The 22,552-nt window shown below is 60.3% G+C and carries 24 protein-coding genes and 2 tRNA genes; 19 read left to right on the plus strand and 7 right to left on the minus strand.

Annotation, left to right across the window (positions count from 1 at the left end; genetic code table 11):
• The first annotated feature begins 160 nt into the window (after positions 1-160).
• From istA to HMPREF2734_RS03120, 4 genes are all read left to right on the plus strand, one after another.
• Entirely contained in the window at positions 161-1,369 is a 1,209-nt protein-coding gene (gene istA, locus HMPREF2734_RS03105) for an IS21 family transposase (RefSeq protein ID WP_070569131.1), read from the plus strand.
• Positions 1,370-1,411: 42 nt separating this feature from the next.
• Complete coding sequence (istB, locus tag HMPREF2734_RS03110) at positions 1,412-2,209, plus strand: IS21-like element helper ATPase IstB (protein ID WP_070569133.1); 798 nt, start codon at positions 1,412-1,414, stop codon at positions 2,207-2,209.
• A 353-nt stretch (positions 2,210-2,562) separates the two neighbouring features.
• Entirely contained in the window at positions 2,563-3,315 is a 753-nt protein-coding gene (locus HMPREF2734_RS03115; protein WP_070569135.1) for an ABC transporter ATP-binding protein, read from the plus strand.
• Positions 3,316-3,333: 18 nt separating this feature from the next.
• Positions 3,334-5,877, plus strand: a complete 2,544-nt coding sequence (locus HMPREF2734_RS03120) for an ABC transporter permease (RefSeq protein ID WP_070569165.1) — start codon at positions 3,334-3,336, stop codon at positions 5,875-5,877.
• A 3-nt stretch (positions 5,878-5,880) separates the two neighbouring features.
• Here the strand turns inward: HMPREF2734_RS03120 and HMPREF2734_RS03125 are convergent, their stop codons facing one another.
• The 5 genes from HMPREF2734_RS03125 to HMPREF2734_RS03145 are packed head-to-tail and all read right to left on the minus strand — an operon-like array spanning position 5,881 to position 8,751.
• Positions 5,881-6,246: a FluC/FEX family fluoride channel gene (locus HMPREF2734_RS03125; protein ID WP_070422609.1), complete on the minus strand. Its 366-nt coding sequence runs from the start codon at positions 6,244-6,246 to the stop codon at positions 5,881-5,883.
• Positions 6,239-6,589, minus strand: coding sequence for a CrcB family protein (locus HMPREF2734_RS03130; protein WP_083284794.1), 351 nt, complete (start codon positions 6,587-6,589; stop codon positions 6,239-6,241). Before HMPREF2734_RS03130 ends, HMPREF2734_RS03125 begins: the two co-directional genes overlap by 8 nt.
• An 18-nt stretch (positions 6,590-6,607) precedes the next feature.
• On the minus strand, positions 6,608-6,982 hold the full coding sequence (locus HMPREF2734_RS03135; protein WP_070569137.1) for a fluoride efflux transporter FluC: 375 nt from the start codon (positions 6,980-6,982) through the stop codon (positions 6,608-6,610).
• Entirely contained in the window at positions 6,975-7,322 is a 348-nt protein-coding gene (locus tag HMPREF2734_RS03140; protein WP_070569140.1) for a CrcB family protein, read from the minus strand. Before HMPREF2734_RS03140 ends, HMPREF2734_RS03135 begins: the two co-directional genes overlap by 8 nt.
• A gap of 10 nt (positions 7,323-7,332) precedes the next feature.
• On the minus strand, positions 7,333-8,751 hold the full coding sequence (locus HMPREF2734_RS03145; protein ID WP_070569143.1) for an alanine/glycine:cation symporter family protein: 1,419 nt from the start codon (positions 8,749-8,751) through the stop codon (positions 7,333-7,335).
• Between the two features lie 115 nt (positions 8,752-8,866).
• Between HMPREF2734_RS03145 and pgm the strand changes: the two genes are divergently transcribed.
• The 9 genes from pgm to HMPREF2734_RS03190 all read left to right on the plus strand — a co-directional run bounded on the left by pgm (position 8,867) and on the right by HMPREF2734_RS03190 (position 14,276).
• A complete protein-coding gene (gene pgm, locus HMPREF2734_RS03150; RefSeq protein ID WP_070569146.1) occupies positions 8,867-10,492 on the plus strand; it encodes a phosphoglucomutase (alpha-D-glucose-1,6-bisphosphate-dependent) in 1,626 nt (541 codons plus the stop codon).
• 18 nt (positions 10,493-10,510) lie between these two features.
• Positions 10,511-10,993, plus strand: a complete 483-nt coding sequence (locus HMPREF2734_RS03155) for a MauE/DoxX family redox-associated membrane protein (RefSeq protein ID WP_256365999.1) — start codon at positions 10,511-10,513, stop codon at positions 10,991-10,993.
• A 67-nt stretch (positions 10,994-11,060) separates the two neighbouring features.
• On the plus strand, positions 11,061-11,852 hold the full coding sequence (locus HMPREF2734_RS03160; protein WP_070569149.1) for a DsbA family protein: 792 nt from the start codon (positions 11,061-11,063) through the stop codon (positions 11,850-11,852).
• Positions 11,853-12,004: 152 nt separating this feature from the next.
• A tRNA-Ala gene (locus HMPREF2734_RS03165) sits at positions 12,005-12,077 on the plus strand.
• Positions 12,078-12,104: 27 nt separating this feature from the next.
• Positions 12,105-12,180, plus strand: a tRNA-Ala gene (locus HMPREF2734_RS03170).
• 51 nt (positions 12,181-12,231) lie between these two features.
• Positions 12,232-12,678, plus strand: coding sequence for a methylated-DNA--[protein]-cysteine S-methyltransferase (locus HMPREF2734_RS03175; protein ID WP_070422603.1), 447 nt, complete (start codon positions 12,232-12,234; stop codon positions 12,676-12,678).
• A complete protein-coding gene (locus HMPREF2734_RS03180) occupies positions 12,671-13,432 on the plus strand; it encodes a fructosamine kinase family protein (protein ID WP_070451238.1) in 762 nt (253 codons plus the stop codon). Before HMPREF2734_RS03175 ends, HMPREF2734_RS03180 begins: the two co-directional genes overlap by 8 nt.
• Before the next feature lie 47 nt (positions 13,433-13,479).
• Positions 13,480-13,860, plus strand: coding sequence for a type II toxin-antitoxin system prevent-host-death family antitoxin (locus HMPREF2734_RS03185; protein ID WP_070569152.1), 381 nt, complete (start codon positions 13,480-13,482; stop codon positions 13,858-13,860).
• A complete protein-coding gene (locus HMPREF2734_RS03190) occupies positions 13,860-14,276 on the plus strand; it encodes a type II toxin-antitoxin system VapC family toxin (RefSeq protein WP_070422600.1) in 417 nt (138 codons plus the stop codon). Before HMPREF2734_RS03185 ends, HMPREF2734_RS03190 begins: the two co-directional genes overlap by 1 nt.
• On the opposite strand, the gene nadE is transcribed toward HMPREF2734_RS03190, so the two are convergent.
• Positions 14,273-15,100 (minus strand): ammonia-dependent NAD(+) synthetase, encoded by an 828-nt coding sequence (nadE, locus tag HMPREF2734_RS03195; protein ID WP_070422599.1) that lies wholly within the window; start codon positions 15,098-15,100, stop codon positions 14,273-14,275. The genes HMPREF2734_RS03190 and nadE overlap by 4 nt on opposite strands.
• Positions 15,101-15,232: 132 nt before the next feature.
• Between nadE and ykgO the strand changes: the two genes are divergently transcribed.
• The 4 genes from ykgO to nrdE all read left to right on the plus strand — a co-directional run bounded on the left by ykgO (position 15,233) and on the right by nrdE (position 18,699).
• Positions 15,233-15,355, plus strand: coding sequence for a type B 50S ribosomal protein L36 (gene ykgO / locus HMPREF2734_RS03200; protein ID WP_038612879.1), 123 nt, complete (start codon positions 15,233-15,235; stop codon positions 15,353-15,355).
• A gap of 321 nt (positions 15,356-15,676) precedes the next feature.
• On the plus strand, positions 15,677-15,907 hold the full coding sequence (nrdH, locus tag HMPREF2734_RS03205; protein ID WP_070422598.1) for a glutaredoxin-like protein NrdH: 231 nt from the start codon (positions 15,677-15,679) through the stop codon (positions 15,905-15,907).
• Positions 15,908-15,985: 78 nt separating this feature from the next.
• Entirely contained in the window at positions 15,986-16,522 is a 537-nt protein-coding gene (nrdI, locus tag HMPREF2734_RS03210; RefSeq protein ID WP_083279447.1) for a class Ib ribonucleoside-diphosphate reductase assembly flavoprotein NrdI, read from the plus strand.
• 11 nt (positions 16,523-16,533) lie between these two features.
• Positions 16,534-18,699: a class 1b ribonucleoside-diphosphate reductase subunit alpha gene (gene nrdE, locus HMPREF2734_RS03215; protein ID WP_083308059.1), complete on the plus strand. Its 2,166-nt coding sequence runs from the start codon at positions 16,534-16,536 to the stop codon at positions 18,697-18,699.
• A gap of 61 nt (positions 18,700-18,760) precedes the next feature.
• Here nrdE and HMPREF2734_RS03220 read toward each other — a convergent pair whose 3' ends face one another.
• On the minus strand, positions 18,761-19,477 hold the full coding sequence (locus HMPREF2734_RS03220) for a FadR/GntR family transcriptional regulator (protein WP_070422597.1): 717 nt from the start codon (positions 19,475-19,477) through the stop codon (positions 18,761-18,763).
• A 122-nt stretch (positions 19,478-19,599) separates the two neighbouring features.
• On the opposite strand from HMPREF2734_RS03220, the gene nrdF reads away from it, so the two are divergent.
• Both nrdF and ctaD read left to right on the plus strand, forming a co-directional pair.
• Complete coding sequence (gene nrdF / locus HMPREF2734_RS03225) at positions 19,600-20,589, plus strand: class 1b ribonucleoside-diphosphate reductase subunit beta (protein WP_210384726.1); 990 nt, start codon at positions 19,600-19,602, stop codon at positions 20,587-20,589.
• A gap of 228 nt (positions 20,590-20,817) precedes the next feature.
• Positions 20,818-22,518 carry an aa3-type cytochrome oxidase subunit I gene (gene ctaD, locus HMPREF2734_RS03230; protein ID WP_070569158.1) on the plus strand — a complete coding sequence of 567 codons (1,701 nt, stop codon included), beginning with the start codon at positions 20,818-20,820 and terminating at the stop codon, positions 22,516-22,518.
• Positions 22,519-22,552 lie beyond the last annotated feature (34 nt).

Genomic DNA, 22,552 nt, shown 5'->3' on the forward strand with positions numbered 1-22,552 from the left:
CGTTGGCGTACACCCGTTAGTCCGCAATGCGGAGTGAGAAAGTCCACAACTTGGTTGACGACAGCAGATTCGTTGGGGTTCACCCACTAGTGTGAGCGCTCTTTGAAAAGTAGCCCAAAACGCTCTCCGAAAAGTAGCCCATCCGAAAAAGATTGGATGGGTGATTTCTTTGGACCAATGGGCACAAATTCGCTACCTGCGTGGGCAGGGGCTATCGATTCGTAAGATTGCAGCCGAAGTCGGCTGCGCGAAAAAGACCGTCGAACGAGCACTAGCGTCGTCGAAGCCACCGTCGTATTCCCCACGGAAGGCAACCACGACAAGTTTCGATCCGTTCGAGCAGCAAGTACGTCAATTGCTTGCGGAAACACCAACCTTGAATGCGAAGGTCATCGCGCAAAGGGTTGGCTGGACTGGTTCGGATTCATGGTTTCGCAAAAACATCGCCCGGATTAGACCTGAGTATGTGCCGGCTGATCCTGTGGACACGCTTACGCATCTTCCTGGCGATGAAATCCAGTGCGATCTGACATTCGCCGCTGGCGGTTTGCCTGATGCAGGCGGTGTGATGCGCCCGTATCCGGTGCTGGTGATGGCTGCTTCGCATTCCCGTTATGCCGCTGCGTGTGTGCTGCCTACACGCACCACCGATGACCTTATTGCCGGGATGTGGCAACTTATCGCACGCGACTTTAAAGCGGTGCCTAACCGGCTGGTGTGGGATCGTGAAGCCGGCATCGGCAAGGCACGCTTATGCGAGCCGGTCGTCGCGTTCGCTGGAGCAATCGGTGTGAAAATCGTGCAAGCCCCACCAAGAGATCCTGAATCCAAAGGGATCGTCGAGCGCACAAACGGTTATATGAAACGCTCCTTTTTCCCAGGACGGCGCTTTTCAAACCCGCAGGATGTACAAACCCAGCTCGATGACTGGTTTGCCACCGTGGCTAACGTGCGCATCCATTCCACATTGCATGCCCGACCAATTGATCTGTTCGACACTGACCGGCAAGCAATGCGTCCACTGCCACCGTATGCACCGACAATCGGTTCTCGCCCAGCAGTGCGTCTGCCACGCAACTACTACATCACTGTCGATACCAACCAATACAGCGTCGATCCTGCATTCATCGACCGGTTTGTCACTGTTCACGTTGGCCTAGACGACATCATCGTCACCGGCCCATCAGGAGAACTAGCTGCACGCCACCGACGCTTCTGGGGCAAACATGAAGTTATTACAGATCCTGCCCACCAACACGCGGCGAAGACAATGCGCCAATTGCTGGCACAACAAGCCCAACCACTAGCGCAGTTAGATCACGACGACGTCGAAATTGCTGACCTGACCATCTACGACTCGATCGCCTAAGCACCACTGACAGTCGTACCTCACCAGATTGGACCCTAAACTATGACTCGCCCACACGCCCATGACACCCAAGCAACAATTGCGCATCTCGCCCAAGCATTAAAAGCACCGCGGATCAACACCGTGTATGCCACCATTGCTGAACAAGCACGCGCTGAATCCTTTACCTATGAGGAATACCTTGCTGCAGTGCTTTCGGTCGAAGCCACCGCACGAGCAGAATCCGGTGCCCGACTTCGGGTCAAACGCGCGGGCTTTCCCGCAATCAAAACCATCGCCGACTTCGACTTTGGTGCACAACCTGGAATCGATAGGGCGGAAATCGCACGCCTTGAAACCGGCGCCTGGGTCGCCACCGCCCAAAACGTCGTTCTGCTAGGCCCACCCGGCACCGGTAAAACACACCTCGCATGCGCACTCGGTATCACCGCAGCCCAACAGGGCTACCGGGTCTTATTCGACACTGCAGCCGGATGGGTCAACACACTGACCGAAGCACACAACACCGGACGCTTAGAAGCTGTACTCAAACGCCTAAGCGGCTACCACCTACTCATTATCGATGAACTTGGCTACATCCCAGTCGAAGCTGACGCAGCGAATTTGTTTTTCCAACTTGTCTCACGCCGCTACGAACACGGATCAATCATCGTCACGTCCAACCTGGCGTTTTCACAATGGGCACAATGCTTCGGCGACGTCACCGTTGCTACCGCCATGGTTGATCGCATCGTCCACCACGCGAAAATCTTCCAACACCGCGGAGTAAGCCACCGCATCAAAGGACGCGAACTGACAACACCGCAACTACCCGAAACAACACCAACCAAGGCACAATAACTACGACCACACTGGGCTACTTTTCAAAGAGCGCCAGTGGGCTACTTTTCGAAGAGCGCTGACAACTAGTCCGCAATGTAGAGTCAAGACTCGAACCTGCCGTAGACCCCAGCCTCGCAGTTGGCGAACCGCCATCAATGCAAAATGACGCCTGATCGGCTGCAGGTTCTTACACTCCGCCCAGGTCGGCGAAAGGTGTGATGTGCGGTTTTACTCTCCCGGTTCGTTTAGAGACCTAGCCGCAGCGGTTGAGGAGCCACAAACGGTGAAGTTGCTTGCTGGTGTGGTGGTCGTCGTAGAGAAATTGCACGAAATCAGCGATGTGGGGCCTGGGCCGTATAGTCGGCAAAGGAATGAATTGCCGCAGGGAGGATCACGTGAGCGTCGCAGCAGCACGAGCAGTCAACTTGAGAAAGTCTTACGGGCAGGGCGATACGGAAGTTGTTGCGCTCGATGGGGTGGACATTGAGTTTCGGCAGGGGGAGTTCACCGCGATTATGGGGCCGTCCGGTTCGGGTAAGTCGACGCTGATGCATGTGATGGCAGGGTTGGATACGGCGACTTCGGGGGAGGTGTTTGTCGGCGGGACGGAGTTGTCGCAGTTGAACGATAAGGAACTGACGGCGCTGCGGCGTGACCGGTTGGGCTTCATTTTTCAGTCGTTTAACTTGGTGCCCACGCTGACAGCGGCCGAGAACATTCAACTGCCAACAAATATTGCTGGTCGATCGGTGGACCGGGAGTGGTTTGATGAGATCACCGAACGCCTTGGTTTATCGAAGCGACTGAGCCATAGGCCTGCGGAGTTGTCGGGTGGTCAGCAGCAGCGTGTGGCGTGTGCCCGTGCGTTGGTGTCGCGGCCGGAGATCATTTTTGGTGACGAGCCGACGGGCAACCTGGACTCTAACTCGTCGCGTGAGGTGCTGAGCATTTTGCGGACGGCGGTGGATCAGTATGACCAGACGGTGGTGATTGTGACGCATGACGCGAGGGCGGCGTCGTATGCGGATCGTGTGGTGTTTTTGCGGGACGGGAACATCGTTAATGAACTGCGCAACCCGGATATGGATGCCATTTTGGGTGTCATGGCGACGATGGAGGACTAGGGGCCAGTGAACTCCACGATGAATAAGGTGTCGCTGCGTAACCTTGCGGCGCACAAACTGCGGCTCGCGCTGACGGTGTTGGCGGTGGTGCTTGGCACGTCGTTCCTGTCTGGTGCGCTGATGTTCACCAACATGCTGTCGTCGACGTTCGACTCTGCCGTAGACACTGTGCTTGACGACGTCGACGCGGTGGTGCGTCCAGCTGAGGGTGAAAGCGCTTTAGACAAGGAGACAGTCGACGGCATTAGGGCGAATGGGGGCGTTGACCGTGTGAACCTGATGGCCGATGAGTCGGTTGTTATCGCGACTGACAATGAGGTGGCGGTGCAGACGCGTCTCGGGTCCTCGCGGCTGGGCGTGTACTACGAGCCGCAGGACACGGTTGGCCGAACGGTCGAGGTGGTCGAAGGTCACGCACCGAAAGAGATCGGCGATGCGGTGATCAACGCCAATGGCGCGCATGAGTATGGCCTGCATGTTGGGCAAGAGTTGATCGTTGTGGACCGTGATGGTCGGAATACGGTGCGCATTACTGGGCTTATCGACGACCCCCTGGTGCAGGCCACCTCTTTACGCCTCGGGGTAACCGAAGAGACTTACTTGGACTATTACTCCTATGACGAGCGTTTCCCGGCGATCACTGTCGGGGCGAAGGAAGGCGTGGGGGCCGCGGAGGTTGTGGACAACCTGCGCAGCGAGTTTCCTGGACTGAAGATAGAGGCGGGGGAGAAGGTTGCGCAGGAAACGACGGAGCAGATTCGGGACGCTCTGAGCTTTGTTACGTACTTCTTGGTTGCGTTTGGTCTGGTTGGCCTGTTGGTGGGCACGTTCTTGATTGCGAATACGTTCTCCATGATCGTTGCGCAGCGTACGAAGGAGTTTGCGTTGCTGCGGGCGTTGGGAGCGTCGCGCGGGCAGATCACGCGGTCTGTGGCGCTGGAAGCGGCTTTGGTCGGGTTGTTGGGCTCGGTGCTTGGCGTGGTGGCTGGTGCCGGGTTGGTGTTGGCGATTCGTGTGGGGATGAACTCGTTTGGCATGCCACTTCCACAATCGGGAGTGGGGCTGTCTGCCGATGCGGTGGTGGTGCCACTGGTCGTCGGCACAGTAGTGACGGTGCTTTCCGCGCTGGCGCCGGCGCGGAAGGCCGGCAAGGTCCGGCCGGTGGAGGCGATGCGGGCGAGCGAGGCCGCGACGCCGCAGCCGCTGGTGTGGCGCACGGTTGTCGGCGCGGTGTTGGTCGTTGTGGCGGTTGCCGCTGCGGGTTACGCAATGACGTGGGATGACGGTGCGACTCGCCACCGGGCGATCCTGGTTGGTGTGGCTGCGTTGAGCGTGATTAGTGGTCTGTTCCTTGCGGGACCTGCGTTGAGTCTGCCGGTTGTGCCGCCGTTGGGGCGTGTCATCGGGGCACCGTTCGGGGAGGTGGGCAGGCTCGCGTCGACGAATACGCGGCGTAACCCGCGCCGGACTGCAACAACGGCGTTCGCGCTGATGTTGGGCATTTCGTTGGTAACCATGATTGGCATGTTGGGCGCGTCGATGAAGCAGTCGGTAGACGATGTGGCTGCAAGTGAGGTGAACGCGGATTACGTGCTGATGGGCCCGGAGATGGGGTCGTTCCCGGTGCCGGGGGATCTGCCGGACAGGCTCGCTGAGGTGGACGGTGTGGGCAATATCGCGTCGTACACTCAGGCGCCGATCACGGTCGACGGAGAGTTTGGCCACCAGTTCGGGCCGGTCGGGATGACGGATGTGCTGCGCGGTGACCCGTCGGATCTCATCGACCTCAACGTGGTCGACGGCGAGGTATCGCTGACTGGTGACTCGCTGATCGCACCGGAGCACATCGCCCAGGAGCGTGGCTGGAAGGTCGGCGACACAGTCGAGGTCGCGGCGCCGACTGCCCCCGGGAAGACGGTCGACGTGACGGTTGCCGGCCTGTTTAGTGGGTCGAATGTGTTGCAGATGTTTGTGGTGTCGGATTCGGCGGCGGCGAAGGTGTCGTCGATAAGCAATACGCGCTTGTTGATGGTGGGCGTTGACAGTGACGGCTCCACTGATCTGGAGACGCTGCGTGCGCGGTTGGAAGATGAGGTGCGCGGCGACATTGTGGTGCAGGTGCGCTCCGCGGAGGAGATGAGTGGCGAGGTCACTGCATTGATCGATCAGATGCTGTTCATCCTGTACGCGCTGTTGTCGCTGGCGGTGGTGGTGGCGGTGCTTGGCATTGTGAATACGCTGACGCTGTCGGTCATTGAGCGCAGGCAGGAGATTGGTATGTTGCGTGCGGTGGGCTCGCAACGCAGGCAGATCCGCACGATGATCCTGCTGGAGTCGGTGCAGATGACGGTTTACGGCGCGGCGCTCGGTGTGCTGCTGGGGCTTGGGCTTGGCTGGGCGTTCCTGACGGTGCTTGAGAGCCAAGGCTTGACGACGATTGCCGTACCCACCGGGCTCATCGCCACCGTCCTGGCTGCCTCGGTAGTGGTGGGGCTGCTTGCCGCCGTTTGGCCGGGCCAGCGTGCTGCGAAGACACCGCCACTGGATGCGATTGCGGAGTAGGGCTTAGCGGGTGGCGAACGACGCCACCTGCGCACCGATTCCGGCCGCGAGCACCGCGAACGCCGCGGTGCTTATCCCGTACTCGGCGGCGAGGCGGAACTTGCCGTCTTTAATCAACGCCCCGAGTTGGCGGGCCAACAGTGACAGTGTTGAAAGTGCGCCGGCAAACCCAACGCCAACGGCGGTTTGCCACATCGAGGGCAGGAAGATTGCCACGCCGATGATGCCGGAGGCGGCGATGTTGGCAATGAAGGTTGCCATCAACAGGTTGTGCACGACGGCCATGATCGCCCAACGCACAAACCCGCCGAGCATGCCGCCGAAAAAGACACCGAGGACGGCGCCGAGCATCCACGTTGCATCAGACATGGTGCTTCACCCGTGACGCATCTCCGGCCATCCACGCCAATGTGGCAGAGACAAGCCCGAGCGTGATGATGAACGCCGCCCACAGCACCGACGAGTGGGATGAGGCCAATGCCACTGCGGAAAGGGTGCTGAACCCGCCGAGGAAACCCACGCCCCAAAACGGCCCCGGCGCGAAGTAGCCCATGGCGTAGCAGGCGGTGAGGTTCACTGCGAAGGTGACGGCTAGGGCGAGCGCTTCCGGGGTGGCGGGGTTGACCCAAATGAGCAAAATGAAGCGTGCAAGCGCCCCGCAGCCAGCACCGAGGGCAACGATGAGGCCGGTTTTCAGGGATGTTATCTGCACGTCTGTCCAGTGTAACCGTTAAGCGCCAAAGGCTCGAAGGCCCCAGCGCAGACCGAACCAGGCAGCCAGGATGCCGATCACGGCGGTAGACAGGCCGTAGCGCAGGGCCTCGCTGTGCTTTTTCGCCTTGATGAGCTCGCCGAGTTCTTTGGCAAAGGTGGACCAGGTAGATAGCGCGCCGGCGAACCCGACGCCGAGGGCTAACTGCCAGGCCACCGGGGTGGTGACGGCGAAGCCTGCGACGGTGGAACCGACGACGTTGGCGGCGAAGGTGGCGGCGTGGGCGTTGTGGATGATGCGGGACAGTGCGTAGCGGGCGGTGCCGCCGAACAGTGCGCCGGCGAAGACGGCGGCGAGGGTGAGGGCGAGGCTAAGCGCGGCGATGTTAAGCATTGCGGCGGCTCCTGAGTGCGTCGCCGGCGAACCACGCGCCGATGGCGGTGGCGTAGCTCAGCGCAATGATGCCGAGGGCCTCGATGGCCTGCGATTGCATCGCGGCTACAGAGACGGCGGAGTAGGTGGTTAAGCCACCGAGGAAGCCCGTGCCCCACAGCGGGCCGGGCTTGAACAGGCCCATGGCGAAGCAGCCAGCGATGTTCACCGCGAAGGTCAGGGCCAGGGCAGCGGTGGAGCCGGGGGCGGCGCCGAGGATGACGAGGTGTCTGACCACTGCCCCCAACGCCGCGCCGAGGGCGATGGTGAAGGTGGTGGTGAGGGTGTCGTCGATACGCATGGGCGCGAGCCTAGTGCCAATCCATCTTCTGGCGTTCAACGAACGCCGCGACCTCCTCCGGCGACTTCTTCAGGTGCGGATCCCACGCGAGGTACTCGCGGGTCTCGCGCACCACAACGCCGGACAGCAGGAGCAGGCCGATCAGGTTCGGGATGGCCATGAGCCCGTTGGACAGGTCGGAGAAGGTCCACGCCAACTCCAGGGAAGCAACCGCGCCGACAAAGGACAAGGCGGTGAAGAACATGCGGTAGGGGATCGACGCCCACTCGCCGAACAGGGCGACGATGGCGCGCTCGCCGTAGTAGGACCAGCCCAGGATGGTGGAGAAGGCGAAGAAGATCAGGGCGACGGAGACGATGAGGCTGCCCCACTCGCCGGGAAGTGCCTGGCCGAAGGCGGAGGCGGTCATGATGGCGGCTTCCTCGCGGCCCATGTCCCAGGTGCCGGCGGTGACGATGACGAGGCCGGTGATGGTGACGACGATGATGGTGTCGATAAACGTCTGCGTCATGGAAACGAGAGCCTGGCGCGCCGGGTGCTGCGTCTTGGCTGCCGCGGCGGCGATGGCGGCGGAACCCATGCCGGATTCGTTGGAGAAAATACCGCGGGCGACACCGAACTGGATGGCCAGCATGATGCCGGAGCCGACGAAGCCGCCGGTGGCAGCGGTGCCGGTGAATGCGTCGGTGAAGATGGTGGCAATCGCGGCCGGTACGCGGTCTGCCATAAGTACCAGTGCGGTGATGCCGCCGCCGACGTAAATGACAATCATCAGCGGTACGAACGCTGCGGTGATCTTGCCGATGCCCTCAATGCCGCCCAGGACGGCAGCGCCAACGGCGAAGAAGATGATCACGCCGGCCACGTTGGCGCTGATGCCAAACGCGTCGTGCATGCCGGCGGCGATGGAGTTGCCCTGCGCGAGGTTGCCAATGCCGAAGGACGCGAAGATGGTGAACAGGGTAAACGCGGTGGCGAGGAATTTGCCGAAGCCGCCGCCGACACCAGTCTTCAGGTACTCGTGCGGGCCGCCCTGCTGCTTGCCCTTCTTGTCGGTGGTGCGGAAGCGCACACCCAGGTAGGCCTCGGAGTACTTCGACGCCATGCCGACGATGCCGGTGAGCCAGATCCAAAACAGTGCACCAGGGCCACCGATGGAGATCGCGGTGGCCACACCGACGATGTTGCCGGTGCCCACCGTCGCCGCCAGCGCGGTGGTCAGTGCCTGGTAGTTGGAGATGTCGCCCGCGCCCTCTTCAGCCTTATCGACGAACGCATGACGCGTCGCCCGACCCAGCGTGCGGAACTGGATACCGCGCAGCCGGACAGTGAGGAACAAACCAGTGCCCAGCAGCAGCGGAATGAGGACGAAAGGCCCCCAAACGATGGACGAGATAGTGCTCAAAATGTCGTTGAGGGTGGAAGCCATGCGGAAGAGTAAAGCATACGCATAGCAGAATAATATAAAACTGGCAGAGTTTAGATTCACAGACGATGATGGAGCTGTCCATACACACCCTCAGCCCGCAACAAAAGGAGCCCCCATGGCACACGAGCGCGCCGGCCAACCCGCCCGCGACGAGGACCTCATCGACATCGCCGAGCTGGTCACCGCCTACTACACCCGCGATATCGACCCCGACAATGTGGACCAACAAGTGGTGTTCGGCACCTCGGGTCACCGCGGGTCGTCGTTAGATAATGCATTCAACGAAGCGCATATCTTGGCGACGACGCAGGCGATCGTCGATTACCGCCGCGGCGAAGGCATCACCGGTCCGGTCTACATCGGCCGTGACCCCCACGCCCTGTCGGAGCCGGCGATGGTTTCCGCGCTCGAGGTGCTCATTGCCAACGAGGTACCAGTGCGTGTCGACGCCGCCGGGCGCTACACCCCAACCCCAGCCGTCTCTCACGCGATTTTGACCCACCCCGGCGGAAGCGCCGACGGCATCGTGGTTACCCCATCGCACAACCCACCGCGCGACGGCGGCTTTAAATACAACCCGCCAAGCGGCGGACCCGCACCGGCGGAAGCTACGGACTGGATTGCGCGCCGGGCCAACGAATACATTGCCGCAGGCCTGAGGGGCGTGAAGCGGGTATCGGTCAGTGGCGTGCTGGACGAGCGTGCGGAGAAGTTCGGCTACCTCGATCACTACGTCTCCGACCTGGACAGCGTGGTGGATATGGACGCCATCAAGGCATCTGGCCTGCACATCGGCGCAGACCCGATGGGTGGGGCGAGCGTGGACTACTGGGGAGCGATCGGGGAGCGCTACGGGCTGAACCTCGTGGTGGTCAACCCACGCGTGGACGCCACCTGGCGGTTCATGACCCTGGACACCGACGGCAAGATCCGCATGGACTGCTCCAGTGCAGACTCCATGGCATCGCTCGTGCATAACCGCGACAAGTACGACCTGGCCACCGGCAACGACGCCGACGCGGACCGCCACGGCATTGTCACCCCGGACGCCGGGCTGATGAACCCGAATCACTACCTCGCCGTGGCCATCGAGTACCTGTTTAGTCACCGCGACGGCTGGGCGAAGGACACGGCGGTGGGCAAGACCTTGGTGTCCTCGTCGATGATCGACCGCGTTGTCGCATCGCTCGGGCGTGACCTCGTCGAGGTCCCGGTTGGATTCAAGTGGTTCGTGCCAGGACTCGTCAGCGGCACCATCGGCTTCGGTGGCGAAGAATCCGCCGGTGCGTCCTTCCTGCGCAAAAACGGCAAGGTCTGGTCCACCGACAAGGACGGCCTGATCATGGACCTGCTCGCCGCCGAAATCACTGCGGTAACAGGCAAAACTCCGTCGCAGCGCTACGCCGAGCTCGAAACGCAGTACGGCTCGCCTGCATATGCGCGTATCGACGCCCCCGCAAACCGCGAAGAAAAAGCCACCCTGAAGGCCCTTTCGCCCGACCAAGTGCAGGCGAATGAACTGGCGGGTGAGGTTATCTCTGCAAAGCTAACGGAGGCCCCAGGAAACGGCGCGGCCATCGGCGGACTGAAGGTGACCACCGAAAACGCCTGGTTTGCCGCGCGCCCCTCCGGCACCGAAGACAAGTACAAGATCTACGCCGAATCGTTCCTCGGCGCGGAGCACGTGGCGCAGGTGCAGGAAGAAGCCAAAGCGCTCGTGTCACAGGTCTTGGGCAAATAGGGGAGTAGAATCAGCCGAGTGAGCACAACGACAGCCGCGCCTGCAACGCGCGACACAAAAACACTGGTCCTGGACGTGTTGTCCGCGTTAGCGCGGTTCTACATGGCCTACATTTGGATCTCTGCTGGGTGGGCAAAAATTGGTGTCCACCTGGATACCGCCAAAACCATCGAGGCCTACGAAATCTTCACCCCAGCCTGGTCCGACTTGCTGGCCCATATCATCGGGCCGCTCGAGCTCGCAGGTGGTTTGTTGCTGCTGCTGGGCATCAACCTGCGCTGGTCGGGCAAGGTGTCCATCTACGTGCTCGTGCTGTTCATCATCGGCATGCTGTCCGCTTGGCAGCGGGGACTCGTTATCGACTGTGGCTGTTTCGACCCGTCCGCAGCCGGCGAAGGGGAGACGAATCTGCTCGCTACGGTGTTCCGCGATGTCATCTACATCGCCATCACAGGCTTCATGATGTGGCGCCCGTTTAAGAAGTTTGCAATTTACCCCTAAACTTGACCGTTGTACGCAGTACCCGTCCACCGCGCCGTGATCGCGGCGCCAACAACAGGAGACACGTGTGACCACACGCAAAGTGCAAAACCCGAACCAGAGCGGTAGCAAGGCCTTCATCTGGGCCGTCGTCGCTGTTATCGCGATTGCTCTGCTTGTCATCGGCATCATTGTCTACAACGGCAAAGCAAACCGCAGCGCTGCAAAGCAGGCGGAGATGATCGACGTCACCGGTATCAACGTCGAGTGGAACCAAGAAGAAGACATCATCCGCATCACCGGCGAAAACAAGGATGCCAACAAGGCTGAACTTTTCGAAGACTTCTCCTGCTCCCACTGTGCAGACCTGCACGTTGCTACCGATGAGCAGATGCTGGAGAAGGTCCGCGCGGGTGAAATCAACGTGGACCTGCGCCCGATGACCGCACTCGATGGCGGCATGACGGGCCACTCCACCAAGGCACTGGCTGCCGAGCTGGCGCTGCTGGCCCACGGCGATTTCTCTTCCGCGTTCACCTTGCGCAACTTCCTGTTTGAGAACCAGCAGTCGGCGTACAACAAGTACGACGAGAACGGCTTCGCAGATCTGGCCGCAGACTACGGTGCAAGCGATGAGGCTGTGAAGGATATTCGCGACGGCAAGTTCATCGACACCGCGAAGCGTCTTGGCGACGACAACCGCAAGTACCAGGAAGACAAGACCGGTGAGGCATGGACCCCGCGCGTGCTTGTCGATGGCGAGGATGTGGAAAAGCTCGTCGATATTGAGGAACTCCGAGAGATCACGGGCAACCCGAACCTCGACGAGAAGGAGGACTCTCCGCGTGACTTCTGGCCGGAGGTCCTGGCCAGCCGCTAAACACAAAGACCAATATCGGCTTTTAGCCCCAAGCGGCCTGCATTTGCCCAGGTCGCATCCTGAAGCGGTGGCTAAAAGCCGATATCGCCTTTTGTGGGGGCTGGCGATTTGGCTGGGGGCGGGCTGGCCCGGTATATTGACCAAAGTTCCAAGGGGCTATGGCGCAGTTGGTAGCGCACCACACTGGCAGTGTGGGGGTCACGGGTTCGAATCCCGTTAGCTCCACTCCACAACTACATACCGTTTACACGCGGGGCTATGGCGCAGTTGGTAGCGCACCACACTGGCAGTGTGGGGGTCACGGGTTCGAATCCCGTTAGCTCCACCACGAAGGCTGTCCGACCGTTTGGTCGGGCAGCCTTTCTCGTATCGTGGGCCCATGGATACTTCAATCGGTCAGCTTGGGGTGGTGACCTCAGCAGGTGCCGTTTCGAGGGTGCTGTTGCCCGGGGATGCAGGGCAGTCGCGTATCGACGACACCGTCACCGCTGCCCTCGCCACCCAACAGATCGCCGAGTATTTCGCCGGGGAGCGCAGGGCGTTCGACGTGCCACTGAACCTGGATGGCGTGACCGAGTTCCGGGCTGAGGTGCTGCGGGCGCTCATGGAGGTCCCGTACGGTGAGACGACGACGTATGGGGAGTTGGCTCGGGCGGTGGGCCGCCCCAAAGCAGTGCGCGCAGTGGGAAGCGCCTGTGCGACGAATCCGCTTCCGATCCTGATCCCGTGCCACCGCGTGCTGCGCAGCGATGGCGCGCTTGGGGGCTACCGTGGCGGGACAGAAGCAAAACGTTTCCTACTGGCATTGGAGAGCATTGATGTCTGACACGTTTGTGAAGCACGGCAGCGCGCCAGGAGCGGCGGCAGCCGAGGCCGCGTACCTGCGCTGGCTGCGTGAGGGCTCGGCTGCCGTCGTGGAGGTGTTGGACCTTGACGAGGAGGCGAACACGCTGACCATCGAGCGGGTCGACAGTGCCCGCCCCACCAAAGACGCAGCGAGACAGGCGGGACGCGAGTTGGCGGCCATCCACGCGATGGGTGCGGATGCGTTTGGTGCGCCGGCAGACGGCTGGGAGGGGCCGAACTTCATTGGCACCCGCGAGCAGGCCTGTCGGCCAGAGAAACGGTGGGCGGTGTTCTATACCGAGCAGCGCGTCCTGCCGTTCGCGGAAAATGCGGTGCGTGCGGGCAACCTGAACCGGGAAGGACTGGAGACGGTGCGGCGCGTCTGCGACGCACTGGTGCGGGAAGACGGGGAGGCTCCCTTGGCGCGCATTCATGGCGACCTGTGGACGGGCAACCTGCTGTTTTCGCCGGAAGGCCCGCGTTTTATCGACCCGGCCGCGCACGGCGGGCACCCGTTGACCGACTTCGCGATGCTGGAGCTGTTCGGAGCGCCGTACCTCGACGCGATCGTCGGCGGCTACATCGACGCCGGAGGCGAGCTCGGACAGGATTGGCAGCGGCGCATCGCGATCCACCAGATGCACCCGCTTGCGGTGCACGCCTGGACACACGGTCCGTCGTACGGATCGGCGCTGGTGCGGGCGGCAGAAGAGTCCTTGCGGGTTGTTGGGTAGCACACTATCCTGCAATGTAAGACATGTAATACATCGAGAGGTGTCGCATGAACATCGAGGAACGCCTACAGGCGCTGTTAGCGAAACAAGCCGACGGCACCACGGTGTCGATGCGCCAACTAAATCAGAAGACGCGTGCTGTGATCGACCGTGTTTCGAAGGAGGGGGTCACGTTGACCGTGACCGACAGGGGAGTGCCAATCGCGGAAATTCGTCCGGTGAGCCAGAAAACCGGACTAGATCGACTCGAGGAGCTTGGGCTGCTTGCGCAGAAGGGAAAAGTCTTCGAAGAAGGGTGGAGGCCCGCAGCGTCTGCAGTATCGCTTGAAGAGTGGTTGGAAGAAGAGCGCGGGGAAGATCGCTTAGAACGGGTGATGGCGGATCTGCAGGCTCTCGACTTGGCGCGTACCGAAAAGGGCGAAGGGTGATGACTGGGGTGGAGCCGCTTGCATATGTCGATGCATCTGTACTGATTGCCTCCTCGGGCAGGGAGGCGCATAGCGAGTGGGCTTTGTCTGTGCTCTGGGGAAAGGCTTTGGTGAGCTCGGCCATCGTGCGTGTGGAGTTAGCTCGTTTTGCGCATCGAATGGGCTACGGCGCCGAAGATTTGAGCGAATTGGAATCTAGAGTCTCGTTCCTCAGTATCGATGATCGCGTCATTGAGGCGGCAGTTGCAGTGAGTGGAGAAGCGAAAGCCTTGGACGCCCTGCATGTTGGGACTTGGGCAAGGATGCAATCACTAGGGCTGAACTGCCCATTCATTACGGCGGACCGGAAACAAGCAGCAGCTGCACTATCGGTAGGGGCGACGGTGGTTCACCCCTATGGTGGAGATCTGCTCTAGCTGCGCCACCAGGTGTCGGCAGGGCCCGGCGGCATGTGGCGCTTGTGCTGGCCGATGCGCCACAGGTGCTCGAGGCGCTTCTGGGCGTCGGCGGGGATGGTCTTGCCTTCGAGGTAGTCGTCGATGTGCGCGTAGGTGATGCCAAGCGCTTCCTCGTCGGGAAGGGCTGGGCGGTCCTCCTCCAGATCGGCGGTGGGCACCTTCTCCCACAGGCGCGGATCGGCGTCGAGGTGCTTGAGCATTGTCGCACCCTGGCGCTTGTTCAAGCCTGCCAGTGGGATGAGGTCGGCCGCGCCATCGCCGTGCTTGGTGAAAAACCCGGTGACGTTCTCCGCTGCGTGATCGGAGCCGATGACCAGCAGGCCACGCTCACCAGCGATGGCGTACTGGGCGATCATGCGCATACGTGCCTTGACGTTGCCTTTGTTGAAGTCGCCGAGTCCCTCCACACCGAGCGCGCCTGCGACGGCTCCGGACAGCGCGGTGGTGGCCGGCTCAATGTCCACGGTTACCGTCTCGTCCGGAGCAATGAACCGCAGCGCCAGTTGCGCGTCGTCCTCGTCGGCCTGCACGCCGTGGGGGAGACGGACAGCGACAAACTCGGCAGCCGAGCCAGCCTCGCGTCGCTTCACTACCGCGAGCTGGGCCAACTTGCCGGCGAGGGTGGAGTCCTGCCCGCCGGAAATGCCAAGCACGTAGCCTTTTGCGCCGGTGCGGTCGAGGTAATCGGCCAAGAATTGCACGCGGCGGTCGATCTCTGCGGCAGGGTCGATAACGGGGGACACGCCGAGTGCGGCGATGATCTCGGATTGCATAGCGCTCATCGTATATGGGAGGGGGATACGTGAGGGTTTTGATTCAGCGCGGGTGATGTGTAACATTTATCCCCGTGTTGCGACCCGGCAGTTCGCCGTGCGTCGCTAATTGCAGGTAATCCGAGCAGAAAGGAGCGCCCGATGAAGGTCCGCAAGTCGCTTCGGTCGCTGAAGAACAAGCCGGGCGCCCAGGTTGTGCGCCGCAACGGCAAGGTTTACGTGATCAACAAGAAGGATCCGCGCTTCAAGGCCCGTCAGGGTTAATTGTCGCGAGCAGGCGCCCCGTCACCGTGTGGTGGCGGGGTTTTTGCGTTCCCAAAAACAGGCGAAGTTCTAGGGCGGGATGAATCTATTTCGAGGAAATTACACCCGTGAAACAACAAAACTGTGTGTTGCGGATGAGCGTGCGGACTACATGTAGGTAATTCTGGGCACCTATCCTGGGAATATCACCCATGTAACTACTACATGTAGTAGCAGTTGCCCTTCTCAGCCCCAAGGTATAGTGTCTCTTGGTGTTGCCCCGCGGAGACGGGGACAGAAGAAAATCTCCCCAAAGAACCCGCAGAGAAGGGACCACAAGCGATGTCGATCACCGTTTACAGCAAGCCGGCGTGCATGCAGTGCAAGGCAACCGAGAAGGCGCTGAAGAAGGCCGGCCTTGAGTACACCACCGTCGACATTTCTGTGGACGAAGAGGCCCGCGATTACGTGATGGCCCTCGGCTATGTTCAGGCTCCGGTGGTTGAGGCTAACGGTGAGCACTGGTCCGGCTTCCGCCCGGAGCGCATCAAGGGTCTGCTCGCAGCGGCTTAAGCGTCGCGCGCATACCGGCGCCATGAGGCGCACAACTGGCAGTAGCCTTCTGAAATCTGCACAAGAAAGGTAGTGGCCATGCTGGTCGTCTACTTCTCCTCCGCCACTGAGAACACGAAGCGGTTTGTGGAGAAGCTCGGCCTTCCTGCGAAGCGGATCCCCCTGCGCAGAACCGATCCGGAACTCGTCGTCGACGAGCCATACATCCTCATCTGTCCCACTTACGGAGGTGGGGTGAGCGTGAGTGGTGGTAATTCCAGGCCGGTGCCGGCGCAAGTGATCCGCTTCATGAACAATGAGGGCAATCGCACCTTGATGCGGGGTGTGATCGCCGCCGGAAACTCTAACTTTGGTGCGGATTACTGCCTTGCTGGGCCGGTGATCGCTGACAAGTGTAAGGTCCCGTACTTATACAGGTTTGAGCTCATGGGCTCGGCCGAAGATGTCGCGCATGTGCGCAACCAACTGATTGAAAACGCTGAACGATTGGGTTTGCGTGGGGGACCGGAGGTCGTCGATACGCAAGCGCACGTGCAGCAGGCTCCGGATGAGTCGGAGCGATTGGCAAAACTGCGCGAAAAATACGCCGGTAAATACAAAAGAACTACGAACTGAAAGGCCTCGAAGTGTCTACTCTGCCCCTCGGTAAGAATGTCCCGGAGCCGGCTCATGAAAAGGACCAGCTGGATTACCACGCGTTGAACGCGCTGCTGAATCTTTATGACGAGAACGGTCAGATTCAGTTTGATAAAGACCGTGAGGCTGCGAACCAGTTCTTCCTGCAGCACGTGAACCAGAACACGGTCTACTTCCACGATCTGGAAGAGAAGATCGATTACCTGGTTACGAACAAGTACTACGAGCCGGACACGATTGAGAAGTACGCGTGGGAGTTTATTAAGGACACGTTCAAGCGCGCCTACTCTTACAAGTTCCGCTTCAAGTCGTTCCTCGGTGCGTACAAGTACTACACGTCGTACACGCTGAAGACGTTCGATGGTCGTCGTTACCTGGAGCGTTTCGAGGATCGCGTGGCTATGACGGCGCTGTTCCTCGCCGATGGCAACCAGGATCTTGCATTCGCGCTTGTCGACGAAATCATGACCGGCCGTTTCCAGCCCGCCACCCCAACCTTCCTCAACGCAGGTAAGGCACAGCGCGGCGAACTTGTGTCCTGCTTCCTGCTGCGTATCGAGGACAACATGGAATCCATCGGCCGCGCCATCAACTCCTCGCTGCAGCTGTCCAAGCGTGGCGGCGGTGTGGCGCTGCTGCTGTCGAACATTCGCGAGTCCGGTGCGCCGATTAAACACATTGAGAACCAGTCTTCCGGCGTCATCCCTGTGATGAAGCTTCTGGAGGACGCATTCTCCTACGCCAACCAGCTCGGTGCCCGCCAGGGTGCAGGTGCTGTGTATCTGAACGCGCACCACCCGGACATCATGCGGTTCTTGGACACCAAGCGTGAGAACGCCGACGAGAAGATCCGCATTAAGACGCTGTCGTTGGGCGTTGTCATTCCGGACATCACCTTCGAGCTGGCTAAGCGTAACGACGATATGTACCTGTTCTCCCCGTACGACGTCGAACGTGTCTACGGCGTGCCGTTCGCAGACATTTCTGTGACGGAGAAGTACGAAGAGATGGTCGAGGACCCACGCATCCGCAAGTCCAAGATCAACGCCCGTAACTTTTTCCAGACCCTGGCAGAGATCCAGTTCGAGTCCGGCTACCCGTACATCATGTACGAAGACACCGCGAACCGTGCGAACCCGGTGAAGACCGGCCGCATCAACATGTCCAACCTGTGCTCGGAGATCCTGCAGGTGAACTCCCCGTCGATCCTGAACGAGGACCTGACCTACCAGGAGATCGGCCACGATATTTCCTGCAACCTGGGCTCCCTGAACATCGCAATGGCGATGGACTCCGAGGACTTCGGCCGCACTGTCGAAACGGCAATCCGTGCGCTGACAGCCGTGGCAGACAAGACCTCCATCGAGTCGGTGCCGCCGGTGCGCGACGGCAACGAGTCCTCCCACGCCATTGGTCTGGGGCAGATGAACCTGCACGGATACCTCGGCCGCGAGCACATTGAGTACGGCTCCGAGGAAGGCCTGGACTTCACCAACGCCTACTTTGCTGCGGTGATGTACGAGTGCATCCGCGCATCCCACAAGATTGCGGTGGAGAAGGGCAGCGCGTTTAAGGACTTTGACAAGTCTGAGTACGCAACGGGTGAGTTCTTCGACCGTTACGATCCGGCTGATTTCGCGCCGAAGACCGACAAGGTCAAGGCACTGTTTGAAAAGTCCAACATTGCTGTGCCGACGGCGGAGCAGTGGGCGCAGCTCAAGGCCGACGTGGCCCGCGACGGCATTTACAACCGTTACCTGCAGGCCGTGCCGCCGACCGGTTCGATTTCTTACATCAACAACTCGACCTCGTCGATCCACCCGATCGCATCGAAGATCGAGATCCGTAAGGAAGGCAAGATCGGCCGCGTCTACTACCCAGCGCCGCACATGGACAACGAGAACATCGAGTACTTCAAGGACGCGTACGAGATCGGCTACGAAAAGATCATCGACACGTACGCGGTTGCCACGAAGTACGTGGATCAGGGCCTGTCCCTGACCCTGTTCTTCAAGGACACGGTGACCACCCGTGACATCAACCGTGCGCAGATCTACGCATGGCGCAAGGGCATTAAGACCCTCTACTACATCCGTCTGCGTCAGATGGCGTTGGAAGGCACCGAGGTCGACGGTTGCGTCTCCTGCATGCTCTAAGCACGTAGGGAGGGGCTCGGGGGTTGGGGTTCCCGCCTGTAGGAGGCGGGAACCCCGGGGGTTAAATTTCCATGAACTCGTTGACACCGCGCAGGAGTCGTCGAGAAGCATCTTCTGCACGATCCGGATCGTTGTTGGCGATCGCGTCAGCGAGCTCGATGTGAATCTTCATGGTGTTCATCTCCGGATCGTCCGGCATGATGCCGTACTCGGAGCGCCCCTTCATCACATCCATGATCGGCTGGGTCAACTGGACAAACATTTCGTTGCGTGACGCGGTAAGCAGCAACGAGTGGAAGCGGGCGTCGGCCTCTTGGAACTCCTCAGAGTTACCGGCGACCTGACCGGCGAGCTCCACGATGCGCTCGGCGAGGGCGCACAGCTCGCGTGCTTCCGCAGGGGTGGCATTCGTCGCGGCGAGGCGCGCGGCGGACGGCTCGATTGCGTCGCGAAGTTCGCGCAGGGAAGTGATTTGGGCGTGCCGTTGTTCGTCGCTACGCAAACGCCAAGAAATGATTTGGTGGTCGAACACATTCCACTCGGACTGGGGGAGCACCTTCAAGCCCACGCGGCGTGACGACGACACCAACCCCAACTGCTCAAGCGCACGCATCGCCTCGCGCGCGACCGTGCGAGAGATACCGAAACGCTCGGACAGATCATGAAGGGTGAACGTGTTGCCTTCCGGCTGGACACCCGAGACGATCTCTTCCCCTAACACATCCAGGATGGACGAGAGTAGGGGTTGCGTGGGTGAGCGCTTGTCGCTCGAAGTCACAGTGCCCTCCTTCAGGCAGCTAATTGTGTGTAATTCGTCAGTATTTTAGGCCATTGAGACGCTCATTCAATGCAATTTCAAGCCCGATTTCTCTTATGGGGGTCTCGGGTAGGATGGTCGCCATGACTGACGAATACGCGAGTTACCTTGAGTCTCACACCAAACCGGTGAAGGCGATTAACTGGAACAATGTGCCCGACGACAAGGATCTCGAGGTTTGGGATCGCTTGACGGGCAATTTCTGGCTGCCGGAGAAGATTCCGGTGTCCAATGACATTCCGAGCTGGAACACGCTGACTGAGGATGAAAAGGCCGCGACCATGCGTGTGTTCACCGGCCTGACGCTCCTGGACACAATCCAGGGCACGGTTGGTGCGGTGTCGTTGCTTCCGGATGCGACTTCGATGCACGAAGAGGCAGTGTTGACCAACATTGCCTTCATGGAGTCGGTGCACGCGAAGTCCTACTCCAACATTTTTATGACGCTTGCGGATACCCCTTCTATTAATGAGGCATTCCGTTGGTCTGAGGAAAACGAGTACCTGCAGCGCAAGGCGAAGATCATCCTGTCCTACTACGAGGGCGATGATCCGCTGAAGCGCAAGGTTGCATCCGTAATGCTGGAGTCGTTCCTGTTCTACTCGGGCTTCTACCTGCCGCTGAACTGGTCCGTGCACTCGAAGCTGACGAACACGGCCGACATTATTCGCCTGATCATCCGCGACGAGGCTGTGCACGGCTACTACATCGGTTACAAGTACCAGCTCGGTGTGCGCAAGGAGTCTGCAGAGCGTCAGGAAGAGCTCAAGGACTACGCCTTTGACCTGCTGTACGACCTGTATGAGAACGAGAACCAGTACACTGAGGATATTTACGATCCACTCGGCTGGACTGAGGACGTGAAGCGCTTCCTGCGTTACAACGCAAACAAGGCGCTGAACAACCTTGGCTACGAGGGACTGTTCCCAACCGATGAGACGAAGGTCTCCCCGGCCATTTTGGCTTCGTTGTCGCCAAATGCCGACGAGAACCACGACTTCTTCTCCGGCTCCGGCTCCTCCTATGTCATCGGACGTGCGGAGGATACCCAGGACGACGACTGGGACTTCTAGGCGCACTTTGCTTGTCGACGACGCCTCGCCAACCGGCGGGGCGTTTTCGCGTTCTGTGACAACGCTGCGGGTCAACTGCAGGGGGTTTACCCCGCAAGGGGGTCAGTATTCGGAGAGGCTGGAAAAACAGTGTGCAGAACGTTATGCTGATCCGGTATCACTCGTGGCAGCTGTGCGTGATTCGAGGCAATTCGGGTCAAGTGCAGTTGTCGAAATCAGGAGGATTCAATGACCCCTGGGGCCCCTAGGCTGGACAATCACGTCCCGCCGACACGCCCCGAGCCGACGGGCCATGCCCGCAAGGGTTCGCAATTTTATAAGCAACTCATCACGACCGACCACAAAGACCTCGGCATCATGTACATCATCATGTCGTTCGTGTGGTTCTTCGTGGCTGGCCTGATGGCCCTGCTGATTCGTCTGGAGCTCTTCAGCCCAGGCCTGCAGTTCCTGTCCAACGAGCAGTTCAACCAGCTGTTCACCATGCACGGCACCGTGATGCTTCTGGCATTCGGTACCCCAATCGTTTGGGGTTTTGCTAACTACGTTCTGCCGCTGCAGATCGGCGCCCCTGATGTGGCCTTCCCGCGTCTGAACGCATTCGGCTTCTGGGTCACCACCGTTGGTGTTATCGCCATGCTGGCCGGCTTCGTTACCCCGGGTGGCGCTGCTGACTTCGGCTGGACGATGTACATGCCGCTGGCTGACGCAACGCACACGCCGTCCGTTTCCGCCAACCTCTGGATTGTCGGTGTAGGCGCTACCGGTGTGGGCACCATTGCTTCCGCCGTGAACATGCTCACCACTGTGCTGACCATGCGTGCGCCGGGTATGACCATGTTCCGTATGCCGGTGTTCACCTGGACGGTGTTTGTTACCTCGATCATCGCGCTGATGATCTTCCCGCTGCTGACCGCAGCTGCAATGGGTGTGCTCTTCGACCGTCTCATCGGCGGCCACATCTACGACACCGCTAACGGCGGCACGATCCTGTGGCAGCACCTGTTCTGGTTCTTCGGCCACCCTGAGGTGTACGTCCTCGCACTGCCGTTCTTCGGCCTGGTGTCCGAGATCGTCCCGGTGTTCTCCCGTAAGCCGATCTTCGGCTACATCGGCCTGGTCTTCGCAACCCTGGCTATTGCAGGTCTGTCCATGGCTGTGTGGGCACACCACATGTTCGCCACCGGCGCTGTCCTGCTTCCGTTCTTCTCGTTCATGACCTTCCTGATTTCGGTTCCGACCGGTGTGAAGTTCTTCAACTGGCTCGGCACCATGTGGAACGGTCACCTGACGTTCGAGACCCCGATGCTGTGGGCAACGGGCTTCCTGTTCACCTTCCTCTTCGGTGGTCTGACCGGCATTATGCTGGCTGCTCCGCCGTTGGACTTCCAGCTGCACGACTCCTACTTCGTGGTTGCGCACTTCCACTACACCCTGTTTGGTACCGTGGTGTTCGCTTCCACCGCTGGCGTGTACTTCTGGTTCCCGAAGATGACCGGCCGCATGCTGGACGAGAAGCTGGGCAAGATTCACTTCTGGCTCGTTGTTATCGGCTTCAACCTGACCTTCATGGTTCAGCACTGGCTGGGCAACATGGGTATGCCGCGTCGTTACGCTGACTACCTCGACACCGATGGCTTCACCCTCCTGAACCAGGTGTCCACTGTTGGCTCCTTCATCCTGGGTATCGGCTTCCTGCCGTTCATCTGGAACGTGTTCAAGTCCTGGCGCTACGGCGAGATCGTCACCGTCGACGATCCGTGGGGCTACGGCAACTCCCTCGAGTGGGCAACGTCCTGCCCGCCGCCGCGCCATAACTTCACCTCCCTGCCGCGTATCCGCTCCGAGCGTCCTGCGTTCGAGCTGCACTACCCGCACATGGTGGAGACCCTGCGTCGTGAGGCCCACACTGGCCACCGCGAGGCATAACACCCCAGCCAAGTAGCAACGGACTACTGGCCTC

Origin of the sequence: Corynebacterium sp. HMSC055D05, from assembly GCF_001810365.1 — a bacterium.
Classification (GTDB): Bacteria; Actinomycetota; Actinomycetes; order Mycobacteriales; family Mycobacteriaceae; genus Corynebacterium; species Corynebacterium coyleae.

Coding starts and splice junctions, on each gene's coding strand:
- nadE (WP_070422599.1), bottom strand. CDS start 15,100: ATGAGCGCTATGCAATCCGAGATCATCGCCGCACTCGGCGTGTCCCCC.
- HMPREF2734_RS03135 (WP_070569137.1), bottom strand. CDS start 6,982: ATGCTTAACATCGCCGCGCTTAGCCTCGCCCTCACCCTCGCCGCCGTC.
- HMPREF2734_RS03125 (WP_070422609.1), bottom strand. CDS start 6,246: ATGTCTGATGCAACGTGGATGCTCGGCGCCGTCCTCGGTGTCTTTTTC.
- ctaD (WP_070569158.1), top strand. CDS start 20,818: ATGACCCCTGGGGCCCCTAGGCTGGACAATCACGTCCCGCCGACACGC.
- HMPREF2734_RS03185 (WP_070569152.1), top strand. CDS start 13,480: ATGAACATCGAGGAACGCCTACAGGCGCTGTTAGCGAAACAAGCCGAC.
- HMPREF2734_RS03180 (WP_070451238.1), top strand. CDS start 12,671: ATGTCTGACACGTTTGTGAAGCACGGCAGCGCGCCAGGAGCGGCGGCA.
- HMPREF2734_RS03190 (WP_070422600.1), top strand. CDS start 13,860: ATGACTGGGGTGGAGCCGCTTGCATATGTCGATGCATCTGTACTGATT.
- nrdF (WP_210384726.1), top strand. CDS start 19,600: ATGACTGACGAATACGCGAGTTACCTTGAGTCTCACACCAAACCGGTG.
- pgm (WP_070569146.1), top strand. CDS start 8,867: ATGGCACACGAGCGCGCCGGCCAACCCGCCCGCGACGAGGACCTCATC.
- nrdH (WP_070422598.1), top strand. CDS start 15,677: ATGTCGATCACCGTTTACAGCAAGCCGGCGTGCATGCAGTGCAAGGCA.
- ykgO (WP_038612879.1), top strand. CDS start 15,233: ATGAAGGTCCGCAAGTCGCTTCGGTCGCTGAAGAACAAGCCGGGCGCC.
- HMPREF2734_RS03175 (WP_070422603.1), top strand. CDS start 12,232: ATGGATACTTCAATCGGTCAGCTTGGGGTGGTGACCTCAGCAGGTGCC.
- HMPREF2734_RS03145 (WP_070569143.1), bottom strand. CDS start 8,751: ATGGCTTCCACCCTCAACGACATTTTGAGCACTATCTCGTCCATCGTT.
- HMPREF2734_RS03140 (WP_070569140.1), bottom strand. CDS start 7,322: ATGCGTATCGACGACACCCTCACCACCACCTTCACCATCGCCCTCGGC.
- istB (WP_070569133.1), top strand. CDS start 1,412: ATGACTCGCCCACACGCCCATGACACCCAAGCAACAATTGCGCATCTC.
- nrdI (WP_083279447.1), top strand. CDS start 15,986: ATGCTGGTCGTCTACTTCTCCTCCGCCACTGAGAACACGAAGCGGTTT.
- HMPREF2734_RS03115 (WP_070569135.1), top strand. CDS start 2,563: ATGAATTGCCGCAGGGAGGATCACGTGAGCGTCGCAGCAGCACGAGCA.
- HMPREF2734_RS03120 (WP_070569165.1), top strand. CDS start 3,334: ATGAATAAGGTGTCGCTGCGTAACCTTGCGGCGCACAAACTGCGGCTC.